The organism is Microcystis sp. M179S2, from assembly GCF_020245805.1.
GTDB classification, from domain to species: domain Bacteria; phylum Cyanobacteriota; class Cyanobacteriia; order Cyanobacteriales; family Microcystaceae; genus Microcystis; species Microcystis aeruginosa.
Map to the genome: position 1 here is coordinate 1 of NZ_JADBUE010000048.1, position 12,895 is coordinate 12,895.

Here is a 12,895-nt window from a genome sequence, read left to right on the forward strand (position 1 = left end):
ACCAATTGTTCGAGCCTTTGACTTGATGTTTCAAGCGTCTTTGTAGCAATTTAAGCTTACTCTGTACTTTCAACAAAAATCGAGGGGCTTTGATTAAATCTCCCCGTGAAGTAGCGACAAAACTCTCAATTCCCGCGTCAATTCCTAAACAGGTCTTCCCTACTGTCATATCGGGAACTAATTCCGGAGATTGGAAGGAAACCGAAACGTAAAATCCCGACGCTTTTTGGATAATTCGAGCTTGTTTAGGCTCGAACCCAGACGGGTATTCTCTAGATGGCCGGATTCTAATTTTTCCTAATTGTGGAAAATTCAAACATCCATCCCCTAGAAAGTTTTTTGACAGCGCAGGAAAAACCAAACTCCGCATCTTTTTCTTAAATCTAGGAAAGCCAAAGCCTTTCGATTTTATCTGGTCAAACGCTTTATCTACAGTTTTTAAAACTTGCTGTAAGACTTGAGCGTTAACCGTCTTTAATATCGGGTAAACTTTTTTAGCTTCCGTTAGATTTTTAGCTTGAACGAAGTAATTTGGATAGGGTTGATCCGCAGGAATTATGTACTCAGAAACTAGCGAACAGCGATCCGCAAGACACTTTCGAGAGTTTAACCAATCTTTCCGTTCCGAGAGCGCGTAATTATAAACGCTCTTACAAACATCAAGAATGTGGACAATCTCTCGTTCCTGTTTCTTGTTTACCTTTAGTTTGTACTGGTAGGTAAGCGTTATCACTGTCGTTAGTTTCGTGATGTGATGTATAGTTAAATTGTAACACTTACTGCCTAGTATATCAACTAATTACAATCATGGACCAAACTAATCGCTAACCTTAAAACAGTTAGTAGTCGCTTAATTAGACAAGAATTTCCGGATTTGGCGGCAAAGTATTTCGACAACAAACCCTATTTTTGGGCGGGAGCTTATTTCGTGGCTAGTTGTGGCGACGTTACTGTCGAACAACTAAAAAAATACGTCGAGAACCAAAACTCCCCAAAAGTGGAAAGGCTACTGCGTTAGTTTCATTCTGGTCGCGATTCATCTCCCGTTAACCGCTACGCAGTTTAACGGGAGTCCTCTCGCGACCTTGAGATAGGGGTGAGGGGTGGGGCAGATTTTTCAGGGATCGGTAAACAGTAAACAGTGAAAATACTCCTCACCTAATACCGCTTACTGCTTACCGATAACTTAATTATTGGCCATTACCCAATTAACTAGAGTGCGGACGGGAAAACCGGTGGCCCCGGAATTATTAACGCCATTTTCCTTATCGGACCAGACCGGTCCTGCGATATCTAGGTGGAGCCAGGGAGTATTATTAATGAATTGCTTCAAAAATAAAGCGGCTGTAATGGAACCGCCGGGGCGCGGGCCGGTGTTTTTCATATCGGCAATTTGAGACTTCATCCCCTCGAAATATTTTTCTTCTAGGGGCATTGGCCAGAATTTTTCGCCGGCTAATTTAGCGGCCTCTTGGAGTTGAACAGTGAGACTCTCATCGCTACTCCATAAACCGGCGATATCGTCCCCCAAAGCGATGACACAGGCCCCGGTTAAAGTGGCTAGATCCACGATCGCATCCACCTCTAATTTTTCCGCAAAAACCAAGCCATCGGCCAGGGTTAATCGTCCCTCGGCATCGGTGTTATTGACTTCAATAGTTTTGCCGTTAGAAGCGGTTAAAATGTCCCCGGGGTGCATAGCGCGACCACTAATCATATTTTCCGTAGCCGGACAGATAAAGTGTACTTCCACTTCTGGCTGTAATTGGGCGATCGCCTTGGCTGCGCCTAGGGTGGCGGCACCACCCCCCATATCCATTTTCATGGTTTCGATGCCACTGCCAGCCCCTTTAATATTCAAACCGCCGGAATCAAAGGTTAAACTTTTACCGACGATTGCTAGTTTACGTTTCGGGGTTCCTTGGGGTTTATAGATTAAATGAAGGAATTTTGGGGGAATATCCGAGGCTTTGGCCACTCCTAAGAAGGCTCCCATGCCCAAGCTTTCGCATTCTTCCTGTTCCAGAATTTTGAGACTTAATCCGTATTCGCTGGCAATTTGCTCGGCGGTTTCTGCCATGGTCAGGGGGGTGACGGTGTTAGCGGGAGCATTGACTAATTCTCTGGCCAGAATCACCCCGGAACAGATTTGCTCGGACTTGGCGATCGCCGATGCTTGCTCTCCTAAACCCAATAACTCGACGGTTTCTAATTTGGCTCCTTTTTCCTCCTTAGTGGACTTGAAGCGGGTATCCTGATGAGTGGCCAGCAGCAGCCCTTCCGTGATTGCTCCGGCAGTGGCGGACTGATCGCCAACTACTGGTAAACTGATGGCCAGAGCTTGGCTTTTTTGTTGTTTGGCCAGACGAGCGATCGCAGCAGCCGCTAGACGCAGGGTTTGCAGGTCGAAATCGGCAGTTTTTCCCAATCCCACCAGGATTAATTTGCGAATCGGACCACCACCTAGACGAGTCGCCGCACTGCTGCCTAATTTTCCCTCGAATTCCGTCTCGGAGATGAGATCCCCTAGGTTTCCCCCTAGTTTATCGTTTAATTCTGCCAATTCTCCTGCAATCTCGATGGCTCCTTCTGGTAAACCTAGGGCTAAAGTATCTCCTGTCCAAGTAAGGGGCGAGGTGTCAGTCGATCGAATATCCATTCTTTATCTCGATAATTCTTTGCAAAATGCTTCTATTAATCACTATACTGTAAGCTCTATCAGTTATCATCGATCATCTGTTGAGGTTTAGTGGCTCCCTGTCAAGAATCAAGGTCTAGCTCTTGCTAAAATCATTGTCCCTGATTGCTGATGCTGACTGGGGATAACTGCCATGGGTTCTACTACTTAGAAAAAAATTATCAAGTTTGTGTCGATCACTCAAGGAGAAATTTTTATGGAAATATCTCGTCCTAATCAAGCAGAATTAACCGCAGAAGAACAACAGGAACTAGAAAAGTTGCGCGCTATTATCGAACAGGCTAGTGTTGATGGCGTGATCACTCAAGGGGAAAGGGAAAGAATCGCCCTAGCTATGAGGTCTGATGGTAAAGTGACCCTGGAAGAATTAGAGTTAGTCAGAACTTTAATTACCGAAAAAGTGAGCAAAGGGGAATTAGTTCTGGATTATCTTTAAACTCTGGAAAATCAGATAAAAAAAGACGGGGTTTTCACCCCGTCCTATTTGTCAAGAATTATGACAAATCCTTGACTTGTGATACTAATTGTGCTACCACATCTTGAGCGCTACCAAAGAGCATAAAGGTTTTGGGATTGTAGAATAATTCGTTTTCTACCCCGGCAAAACCCGATCGCATACTCCGCTTAATCACGATCGTGTGCTGTGCCTTATCCACGTCGAGAATTGGCATTCCATAAATGGGACTAGCTTTATCGTGACGGGCAGCGGGATTAACCACATCATTCGCCCCAATAATTAACGCCACATCGACGCGCTCAAACTCAGGATTAATATCATCCATATCGTAGAGTTGCGGATAGGGAACATTAGCTTCGGCCAATAATACATTCATGTGGCCGGGCATTCTTCCCGCCACGGGGTGAATAGCATATTTAACCTCAACGCCATTTTTTTCCAACTGTTCGGCTAATTCTCGCACTGCGTGTTGTGCTTGGGCCACCGCCATGCCGTAACCGGGTACAATCACCACAGAACGCGCATAACCGAGCATCATTGCCCCTTCTTCTGAATCAATAGCATGAACTGATTTATCAAGGCTAGAAGTGGCGCTCGCTTCGCCCCCGGCACTAGCACCTGTCCCGAATGCCCCAAATAGTACACTAGCCAGGGATCTATTCATGGCTTTACACATGATCTGAGTCAGGATAATCCCCGACGCACCCACCAAAGCACCGGCGATGATCAGCATACTATTCATCAGGATAAAACCGACTACGCTGGCGGCAAGTCCCGAAAAAGAGTTTAAGAGGGAGATAACCACGGGCATATCGCCGCCGCCGATGGGAAGCACGAATAAAGCCCCGAAAATTAGGGAAAGTGCCACCAAGGTCAGGAAAACATCGATCGAGGTGGGATCAAAAAAGAGATAGACACTACCCCCTAAAAAGGTGAGTAGCAAGAGAATGTTAAAGGGTTGTTGGAAAGGAAAAGTTACGGGCGCGCCACTGATTAATTCCTGTAATTTGGCAAAAGCGAGGACACTACCGGTAAAAGTGACACCACCGATCAATATACCCAAAATAGCGATCAGTATCGAGTCAAAGGCAATATTTTCACCACTTTGCAGTAAACGCCAGTATTCGCCAATGGCAATTAAAGCGCTGGCAGCACCGCCTAAACCGTTAAAAATCCCCACCATTTGGGGCATAGCTGTCATCGGGACTTTTTGCGCCGAAACTAGGCCGATAATCGAGCCAATCACCAACGCCACGGCGATTAAACCATAGCTGAGGATTTCTTGATTGATTAAGGTGGCAATAATGGCGATTAGCATCCCGATGGCAGCCAGAAAATTGCCTTGACGGGCGGTAGCGGGGGAAGATAATTGTTTAAGACCGATGATAAATAAAATGGCGGCAAGTAGATAGGACAACTCGATCCCTGTGATAAGGGCATTATTCATGATTTAGCCTCTTTTTTCTTGAACATTTGCAGCATTCGATCGGTAACGACAAAACCACCGACCACGTTAACCATCGCCAAAATAACGGCAATTAACCCTAAAATTACGGTTAATTGGTGCCAATCCGTGCCTCCGGCGATGAGGAGCGCACCGACAACGGCGATACCTGAAATTGCATTCGCTCCCGACATCAGGGGTGTATGGAGAGTGGGAGGGACTTTATTGATTACCTCGAAACCGACAAAGGAAGCGAGGACAAATACCACTAAAGCGGTTAAAAGTTGGGCAGTCATTGGTTAAGTAAAAAGGGGATGGGGGTTGGGGATAGGGGTTGGGGGATAGGGAAGTGGGGGATTGGGGAAGTGGGGAGAATACTGCCTCCTGAATACTGAATACTGACTCCTGAATCCTGATAGCTAAAAAGCGGATAACTGTTCACTGAGGGCGGATTTAATGCGTTGGTTGCGGATTTCGCCGGCGTGGGTGACACAGGCACTATCAATGATGTCATCGGCAAAATCGAGGTTTAAACTGCCCTCTTTGCTGACTAGAAGCTGTAGCAGCATTTGCAGGTTTTTGGCGTACATCTGGCTGGCATTGGTGGCCACTGTGGCAGGAAGATTAACGGCTCCGACGATTTTTACCCCATTAACGATGATTTCTCGTCCCGGTTGGGTGTAGGCGCAATTTCCGCCCTGTTCCGCCGCTAAATCAACGATTACCGACCCCGCTTTCATGGTGGCGATCATTTCTTTGGTGACTAGCAGCGGGGCCTGTTTCCCCGGTACTTGGGCGGTGGTGATCACCACATCAGCCCGCTTAATTGGTTCCGTTAGGGCTTGACAAATGCGCTCCTGTGTGCTAAGGGAAACCTCTTTGGCGTAACCGTTATCGGCGACGGTATCTTCTTCTAGGGGCATTTCAATAAATTTCGCCCCGACACTCTGCACTTCTTCTTTGACTTGGGGACGAATATCAAAAGCCTCCACCACTGCCCCCAAACGGCGGGCGGTAGCGCAAGCTTGCAATCCGGCAACTCCTGCCCCCAATACCAGCACTTTGGCTGGGGCGATCGTACCGGCGGCGGTAGTCATCATCGGGAACATTTTCGGCAGCTCAACGGCGGCGAGGAGTACCGCTTTGTAACCGGCGAGGTTAGCCTGAGAGGAGAGGGCATCCATACTCTGGGCGCGACTACTGCGGGGAATTAATTCCATGCTCAAAGCGGTGATCCCGCGCTCGGCTAATTTGGCAATGCGCCGGGGTTGACGCAGGGGATCGAGAAAGCCGATGAGGATACCACCATTTTTGAGGCGATCGATCTCGCTATCGCTAGGAGGGACCACTTTGAGAATAATATCAGCAGTTTCATAGATATATTCGCTGTTTTCGCTCAGGGCGGCTCCCACGGCACTATAGGCACTATCGGCAAAGTTAGCGCTAATTCCCGCCCCATTTTGGACAATTACCTCAAATCCCGCCTTGACTAAACGGGCGACGGTATCCGGCACTAGCGCCACCCGCGCCTCGCCTTGGTCACTTTCTTTGATTACGCCGATTTTCATGGCTGGGTTTCTCCTTAGTAAGTCCTTCTCTTGTCCTATGCTGTTAGGGTAAGGGTTTCGTTAAATGCGATCGATCCCTTGGGATAATTTCGAGTCAAAATTGCTTTTCACTTCCATCCTAGCTATCCTCACCTTTCTGGCTCTTTTTCGGGGTGAATCTTAGGATTATCTTCAGAATTAAAGGGTTTTGAGCGGCATTGCTTGGAAATTTTTTTCTAATAATGAGGTACAAGTTTCTCTTTTTTGGGAACGCCAGAACGGTTAACATTAACTGGTCTTCGGTCGTAGATACCAATTTAGGTTATACTTCATCTTTATGAGAAAGGCTGTAAGTTGTTTCTCAATTCTCCCTCACCGAGATTATAAACTAATAAGCAGAGAGACATGAAGAATAACATTGCCTCGATTCTTTCTGAGATTTTGACAAAAAAACTATTGTGCTATCCATTAGGAAATTACCTTAAAGTTTCCAAAATTAATGACAAAGGCAAATCGAGGGCTTGAGCAATTTGTTCAGCAGTTAGCCCTACTTGCACCAGTCTGGGAACGGTTTCTAGTTTTGCTTCTTTTAATTTTTCTTCAATCAACAAGTTTTCGGTTTCAATTATATCAGAATTATCCGTGGCTAAGTTTTCAGGAGATTGAGGGGAGTTAGGACAAAAATTAAGTTTGTCAATTTGTCCAGAATTAACCAAGTTATTGCTACTATTAGTAATTATTAATCTTTCAATTGCTGATCGAACATTTGATTTGTTTAAATCTTCGCCTAATGCTTCTGAGAGAATGTGCAAAAGTTCATAGCCTTTATCTCTAGCATGACCTTCAGAACATTTATACTCTCCTGCTATTTTTGCATATTTTTGTCCATTAAAAACACCTTTTAAAATGCCTATTTGTAGGGTGTCAAGGTGTTTTCCTGTTTGACTAAAAACAAGATTATCAATCTCTTTGAAAACCTCTTGAGTGTCCATATCTGATTATTTTATAATTTTAAGCTTTACCTTCCGACATTATCCGTTATTTTCCGACTTTTGTAAAGAGGCTTAATAAAACTCCCGACAATATCCGTTTTTTGCCGTCTTGCCAGTTCATGAGTTCATTAATTATCATGTTTAACAAAATTATATATTGAGGTTGTAGCAATGAATCCTATTGCTTTAATCATGAGTCTATGGGTAACGGCTCATCCTGCTCCCCACATGGCCAACGCTCAAGCTGTGCAAGATATTGCTGGATCTACTCTCAGTCCAGAGGCGGCAGCAATGGTGGAAACAGCTGCGGCACAATCTGGAAGTGCTGTAGTTACTGAGGCTGTCACTACTGAAGCGGCTGCTTCTGTTGCTGGGGTTATCACCTCTGAACAGGTGCTAGAAGCAGTCGGCTGGCTAGTATTGTTCTAGTGCAGTGCGATCGCATTTTTTGTCGTCTCGTTCCCAGATTCTATCTGGGAACGCTTGATTTCAGGTTCTACCTAAAGGATAATACATTGAAGTAAGGCAGAGCCTTAGATATTAAGTTCCAAGGCTCAGCCTTGGAACAAGGTAAAAGGAAAAAATTTAATGCCTTTAAGAGTCCATGATCGAGTTAAAACTGCCTATGGCGAAGGTCAATGGCGATGGACATGGATCAATATTAAGAGATAAACTAAAATGGCACATTTTAAAACTTTACCCGATGACGTTTTAACTCAATTACAAAGAAAAGTAGGTTTTAGCTTGTCTAGAATAACTGAGTCTCTCGGTGCAGTTTCCCCTGCTTTGCATGAAAGTGTAGATGTCTGGAATCTACCCGCAAATGCAGTGGTTGAACCAACCAACGATTTAACCCGTTTAGCTCATCCATCAGGGCAATGGCATCTGCAAGTAAAATCAGATAATACCCCGATCGCCTACGCTCGCTCTAGTAGCCTTGGCAGTGAACCTACAGATTGGTCTGTGGATGAAATTTTTCAATCGGAATTAGCACAAAAATTCGATCAAGCTATTAGCTGGATTGATGAAAATATCCCTGAAGAAAATATCATAGTCAGATTATTAGTGATTCCAGCTTATCAAACCCATGCTTTATGGTTGATTGACGAAAGTAACATCAATAATCAAAAAATTATTGTTATTGATGCTCCTCTTGAATATGGCTTTAATTTACCACCCAAGATTGATAAAACTCAAGAAATAGAGCAATTTCTTAACCAACTACGCTCGGTTAAACACGCTGAAGGATTAACGGAATAGGGTGGATAATTCTGCTCGGCAAAACCTAATCAGATGTTTAATATCGACAAAGCTGCCCTTGTCTAGTAATAAGAACAGGGATAAGCTGCCCGCGTATTTAAATTGCTTGTTGAGATGATGCAAGAGGCAACACCCCCCTATCGTGTTCTGTGTCATAATAGTTATAATTTTGGTAGAAAGGTATATACTTTCCATCGAAAGCGATGTACTTTTCGTGAATTTGCCCCATAACCCGAATAGAGTTGGGGCTTGTTTTCTAGGTAGGTGGCGATCTTAAAATTACCTTAATGTAGATATCAATTGCTCTTAACCTCATTTCGGTTTAAAAGACTTCCTACTCAGTCACCCGATTTCCGCCCCTGCCAATCGCACTAAAAAGTATATGTTTTTAATTACATAGTGTATGTAATTAAAAATCCATCCCTTGAGAGAATTTTCTGTTGTGGGTAAAATAGGGAACCCGTGATCGAGAATCGAAGTCGTCCAGCAACTAGCTCTGTTTCTTAGGAGAGCGTTATTAAGAATAAAAATTCGGTTCCGGGAATTTTTCATTGACAATCCAATTGCCCAGATCGCGAATTTTGTAATCCACAGGATCATGAAGGGTAAAAGTTCGTAGATTCCGCCAGTAGCGATCAAACCCGTAGGAACTCGATGTCGCCCTCGCCCCCATGACCTCGAACATTTGATTCACCACCTCTAATCCCACCCGTGTCGCCGCCACCTTAGCCACTGCGATCGCAACGGCACAGCGACCGCGCTTTTCTGCGGTGAGATTCCATTGTTCCTCCCAAGCGTCCTGTAGAATTTCCGTTGCTCGATCAACCAAACCCCTGGCCGCCTCTAAATCGACCCACAGACTGCCGTAACGATGCAGGAGATAGGGATCTTCCGTCGCTCGCTCGACCCCGGCAGTTAGCCAAGGACGGGTTTGCTCTCTCGTGTACCGTCCTGCGGCCTCAAAAGCCCCCAGAGCAATCCCCAAGTAGATATTGGCTAGATTCAACTGGGTTAAACAGGCGCGGAAAGTGGCGAAAGGTGGCGCAGGAAAGGCTTGCGAACCGAAAAACTCCCGGGGGTAAATCGCCACATTATGAAACGAAACACTACCACTATCGGTTTGCCGTTGACCCATATTATCCCAATCGGCGTGCAGTTCTACTCCCTCACGCTGGGTGGGAACCACAAGAACCGATATTTTCCCCGTCTGCTGATCGATCGCCGTAACGGGTAAAATGTCAGAATCCCACGAACCTGAACAGAAGCTTTTCTTGCCTTCTAGTCGGAAAATATCGCCCTCGGAAGCGATCGCTGTCCGACGATCCAAGGGATTTAACGCATTCGCCCAAAACCAATTCTGTCGGATGGTTTCCTTGTAGTAGTATTCCTTGTGTTCGATCGTCCCGAAAAGATGGGGAACGATCACCCCAAGATGATGGTAGGAAAAAATATGAGCGATCGAGCTATCGACTTGGGCGAACTCTCGAACGATGCGAAATAAGGTAATCCAACTCTCGCCAGAACCACCGTATTCTCGGGGAATAATTAAGGTCAAAAGACCACTTTGGCGGAGGCGATCGCGCGCCAGTTTCGGGGTTCCACCCTGATGGTCTCGCTCCACTGCATCGATGGCGAATTCCGATGCCAGAGAAACCGCGAGAGATAGATAATAATCGGCAGACTGACTAGGGGATACTGACATGATCGAGATTCCTTAGATATATTGAATCCCCCTAAACAGGAAGGTATAGGGGGAAATTTTCTGGATTGCTAGAAGGTAAATGTGGTTCTCAGTGTACCGATAATAACACTGGTATTATTACTATTTTGACCGGGGTTGATCAGCCAAAATAAGCCAGGAGTGATGGCGATATTGTCATTAATTTGATATTTGTAAAAAGCCTCGACATGGATCGGTAAATCCTTGGCATCCGTGGGATTATTGGCTTGATAGGGCTGAACGCCAACCACGAGACCGCCCAGATTGCCATCTTTGCCCACATCGGGAAAGGCGAAACCTAGACTATAGTACCAAATGTCAGCATTTCCGGGTCCTTGGAGATTTCTAGAGTTGGTATAGCCTAGGAAACCATTAATCGCCAAGTTCGGCGTGATGGTAAAGAACCCCGACGCACCGAAGGAATCACTGATCAATGGGGTGCCAAAAGGATTATTAGCCTGCCTAGTGCCGACGATACCAAAACTACTGCCGATGTCAAATAAATCTCCCCGATTTTGGTAGGCGTGGACGTAGGTGATCCCGAAACCCGATCGAGAATCGAGCCAAGCGATTTGGGCGATCGCAGCGTATTGACCATTAAAAAGACCACTACCCGGATTGGGATCGGCATGATCCCCGGCCAGATAACCCAAGCTGGCGATCCAGCGATCGCTCAGTTGATAGTTAAAGCCACCTCCCGCACCCCCACCGATCTGGTAAATGGGGTTGGCGGACGCAAACACGGTTAGTGCTTTTCCGCCGCCCGTACCGCTATCGAGATAGGGGTTCAGCGTCGGGATAAAATCGTAGGTGACACCATTGACCGCTGCAATATAGGCGGAAATGCGCTCGCCAATGGGAAAATAATAGGCGAGCCAACCGATATTGACATTATTGTCTAGAGAGGGAACTAGGTTAAAGGATTGAGTAGCTTCCGGAGTCCCATCCCCCAGATTAAATCGTCGGGCATTACCGGCATCTAACCTTACGTTTAACTGGTCTTTGCCCGTAAAACTGCTGACGAACCGAAGACGCACGCGATCTTGAAACACGGTATTGCTCCCCTCCCTCGCACCTTGAAAGGCGTTGGCGACCACGAAAATCGCCTCACCCAGTAGTTTCGTGGTCGTCGAAAAGGAATGGTCTTCTAGGAAAGCAGCCCGGTTTTCTAGGTTATCCACTCTCGCCCCTAAAGCCCCTAACTCGGCCTGAAATTCCTGGGCAAGGCGCTTGAGTGTATCGAGATCTCGTTGGGCGATCGAAACCCCTGCTTGCAGCGATCGCTCGATCGAGTTTAAACAAGCATTCAAACCGGCGGCAAATTCCCAACGGGTTAAGGCGCGGTCGCCCCGATAGGTGCGGTCGGGATAGCCGACAATACAGCCATAGCGTTCCACTAACGATCGCAGTGCCTCGAACGCCCAGCCCGTCGGCGGAACATCGGCAAGTTGGGACACAGAAGTGAGTTGCGCCATCGCTGGATCGGGATGGTTTTTCGACATATCGGTTAGCGGTAAACCCGAAGGGTCGATTTGAGCGAACGCGGGTACGGCAAAGAAAACGCTTCCCAGTAGGAGAGAAGGTCGCCATAACGAATTACAAGAGAGAGAAACCATCGAAATCCTCACATCCAAAAAATAGAGATAGTCGGTGTTTTTTGGCCAGACGAATCCTCGGAACCGCGCTCGATCGATTCCAATATCTCCGGCAGCAATTGAGAAAGTCTCGTTATCCCAAGCCGGTGCTGTAGCAGAATTCCAGGGTAAAACCGCAGAATCCTAAGGCCTGGGGAATAGGAGTCCTATCTTGAGAACACGGGCAGAACTTCCGCCGCTTTGCCAACAGGCATTGCTCTTTTTCCGACCCCTACGCTAGAAAAGGGGAGTGATTAGCTAAACGGCAACAGATGCCCTAGTTTTTCCCGCTTTGTCAGCAAATACTGTTGATTGTGGTAGTTTGGAGGCATGACGAGAGGGATTCGCTCGACAATGTTGATCCCCCAATCTCGGAGACCCTGAACTTTTTGGGGATTATTAGTTAGTAAACGGATATCGGCTACCCCCAAATCCTTGAGAATATGCGCTCCCAGCCGATAGGTACGCCCGTCCGCCTCGAATCCTAGCCTCCTGTTGGCATCTACCGTATCTAGGCCGAGATCCTGTAGGGAGTAGGCCTTGAGCTTATTGATCAGACCGACACCTCGTCCCTCCTGTGGAAGATAGACCACAACCCCTTGTCCGGCGGTTTCGAGCGATTTCAGGGCGATATGCAGTTGTTGGCGACAATCACAACGGGAGGAACCGAGAACATCCCCGGTAAAACACTGGGAATGAATTCGGACCAGAGTCGTCCGCTCTCCGAATTTGTCCGGATCGCCTTTGATGATCGCCGTCGCTTCCGAACCATCGAGGAGGTCGCGATAGGCGTAGATATTAAATTCGCCGAATTCCGTAGGCAGACGGGCGATCGCTTCCCGCGATACCGAGGATTCTACCGCTTCGCGATAGCGGATCAGATCGGTGATTCGGATAATCGGTAGACCGTACTCGTCCGCGTAGCTCATCAACTCCGGTAAACGCGCCATCGAGCCGTTGGGGTTCTGGATCTCGCAGATGATTCCGGCGGGGTAGAGTCCAGCTAATGGGACTTAGGCGTTTTCGGTCAGCAAAAAAGGCTCAAACCATTACGGGACAAAGGGTTAACCTCGATTTATGATTTTCCTTGATCTATCTGGGTTTCAGCGATTTTGGGCTTCTCGAAGTAAATCCCAAGCGGGG

Annotated in this window: 11 protein-coding genes and 2 pseudogenes; 4 read left to right on the forward strand and 9 right to left on the reverse strand. The window is 46.8% G+C overall.

From position 1 onward, the window contains the following. On the reverse strand, positions 1-733 hold a 733-nt coding region (locus IM500_RS02600), incomplete at its 3' end, for an RNA-guided endonuclease InsQ/TnpB family protein (RefSeq protein WP_287737591.1). A 78-nt stretch (positions 734-811) separates the two neighbouring features. Here IM500_RS02600 and IM500_RS02605 point away from each other — a divergent pair. Next, positions 812-1,018, forward strand: a pseudogene (locus IM500_RS02605) (IS200/IS605 family transposase); the annotation flags it as partial. A 168-nt stretch (positions 1,019-1,186) separates the two neighbouring features. Here IM500_RS02605 and IM500_RS02610 read toward each other — a convergent pair. Next, entirely contained in the window at positions 1,187-2,659 is a 1,473-nt protein-coding gene (locus tag IM500_RS02610; protein WP_190723802.1) for a leucyl aminopeptidase, read from the reverse strand. Positions 2,660-2,894: 235 nt separating this feature from the next. On the opposite strand from IM500_RS02610, the gene IM500_RS02615 reads away from it, so the two are divergent. After that, positions 2,895-3,134, forward strand: a complete 240-nt coding sequence (locus tag IM500_RS02615; protein WP_002757689.1) for a hypothetical protein — start codon at positions 2,895-2,897, stop codon at positions 3,132-3,134. Positions 3,135-3,192: 58 nt separating this feature from the next. Here IM500_RS02615 and IM500_RS02620 read toward each other — a convergent pair whose 3' ends face one another. From IM500_RS02620 to IM500_RS02635, 4 genes are all read right to left on the reverse strand, one after another. Continuing rightward, positions 3,193-4,602, reverse strand: coding sequence for an NAD(P)(+) transhydrogenase (Re/Si-specific) subunit beta (locus IM500_RS02620; protein ID WP_002757688.1), 1,410 nt, complete (start codon positions 4,600-4,602; stop codon positions 3,193-3,195). Further along, entirely contained in the window at positions 4,599-4,895 is a 297-nt protein-coding gene (locus tag IM500_RS02625) for an NAD(P) transhydrogenase subunit alpha part 2 (RefSeq protein WP_002785583.1), read from the reverse strand. The genes IM500_RS02620 and IM500_RS02625 overlap by 4 nt, the downstream gene beginning before the upstream one ends. A gap of 123 nt (positions 4,896-5,018) precedes the next feature. Continuing rightward, entirely contained in the window at positions 5,019-6,167 is a 1,149-nt protein-coding gene (locus IM500_RS02630; RefSeq protein ID WP_149979807.1) for a Re/Si-specific NAD(P)(+) transhydrogenase subunit alpha, read from the reverse strand. A gap of 455 nt (positions 6,168-6,622) precedes the next feature. Beyond that, positions 6,623-7,138: a helix-turn-helix domain-containing protein gene (locus tag IM500_RS02635; RefSeq protein WP_190723801.1), complete on the reverse strand. Its 516-nt coding sequence runs from the start codon at positions 7,136-7,138 to the stop codon at positions 6,623-6,625. A 171-nt stretch (positions 7,139-7,309) separates the two neighbouring features. Between IM500_RS02635 and IM500_RS02640 the strand changes: the two genes are divergently transcribed. Then, positions 7,310-7,567 carry a hypothetical protein gene (locus IM500_RS02640; RefSeq protein ID WP_190723800.1) on the forward strand — a complete coding sequence of 86 codons (258 nt, stop codon included), beginning with the start codon at positions 7,310-7,312 and terminating at the stop codon, positions 7,565-7,567. A 249-nt stretch (positions 7,568-7,816) separates the two neighbouring features. Further along, positions 7,817-8,398 (forward strand): hypothetical protein, encoded by a 582-nt coding sequence (locus IM500_RS02645; RefSeq protein WP_190723799.1) that lies wholly within the window; start codon positions 7,817-7,819, stop codon positions 8,396-8,398. Positions 8,399-8,915: 517 nt separating this feature from the next. Here the strand turns inward: IM500_RS02645 and IM500_RS02650 are convergent. From IM500_RS02650 to ribA, 3 genes and pseudogenes are all read right to left on the reverse strand, one after another. Continuing rightward, positions 8,916-10,100, reverse strand: coding sequence for an acyl-CoA dehydrogenase family protein (locus tag IM500_RS02650; RefSeq protein ID WP_190723798.1), 1,185 nt, complete (start codon positions 10,098-10,100; stop codon positions 8,916-8,918). Positions 10,101-10,168: 68 nt separating this feature from the next. Beyond that, a complete protein-coding gene (locus IM500_RS02655; protein ID WP_502882349.1) occupies positions 10,169-11,818 on the reverse strand; it encodes an iron uptake porin in 1,650 nt (549 codons plus the stop codon). A gap of 188 nt (positions 11,819-12,006) precedes the next feature. Continuing rightward, positions 12,007-12,759 (reverse strand): annotated as a pseudogene (ribA, locus tag IM500_RS02660) (GTP cyclohydrolase II); the annotation flags it as partial. Positions 12,760-12,895: the final 136 nt, after the last annotated feature.

Excerpts from the sequence above, each read along its gene's own strand:
- IM500_RS02610 (WP_190723802.1), bottom strand. The coding sequence starts at position 2,659 with ATGGATATTCGATCGACTGACACCTCGCCCCTTACTTGGACAGGAGAT.
- IM500_RS02615 (WP_002757689.1), top strand. The coding sequence starts at position 2,895 with ATGGAAATATCTCGTCCTAATCAAGCAGAATTAACCGCAGAAGAACAA.
- IM500_RS02620 (WP_002757688.1), bottom strand. The coding sequence starts at position 4,602 with ATGAATAATGCCCTTATCACAGGGATCGAGTTGTCCTATCTACTTGCC.
- IM500_RS02625 (WP_002785583.1), bottom strand. The coding sequence starts at position 4,895 with ATGACTGCCCAACTTTTAACCGCTTTAGTGGTATTTGTCCTCGCTTCC.
- IM500_RS02630 (WP_149979807.1), bottom strand. The coding sequence starts at position 6,167 with ATGAAAATCGGCGTAATCAAAGAAAGTGACCAAGGCGAGGCGCGGGTG.
- IM500_RS02635 (WP_190723801.1), bottom strand. The coding sequence starts at position 7,138 with ATGGACACTCAAGAGGTTTTCAAAGAGATTGATAATCTTGTTTTTAGT.
- IM500_RS02640 (WP_190723800.1), top strand. The coding sequence starts at position 7,310 with ATGAATCCTATTGCTTTAATCATGAGTCTATGGGTAACGGCTCATCCT.
- IM500_RS02645 (WP_190723799.1), top strand. The coding sequence starts at position 7,817 with ATGGCACATTTTAAAACTTTACCCGATGACGTTTTAACTCAATTACAA.
- IM500_RS02650 (WP_190723798.1), bottom strand. The coding sequence starts at position 10,100 with ATGTCAGTATCCCCTAGTCAGTCTGCCGATTATTATCTATCTCTCGCG.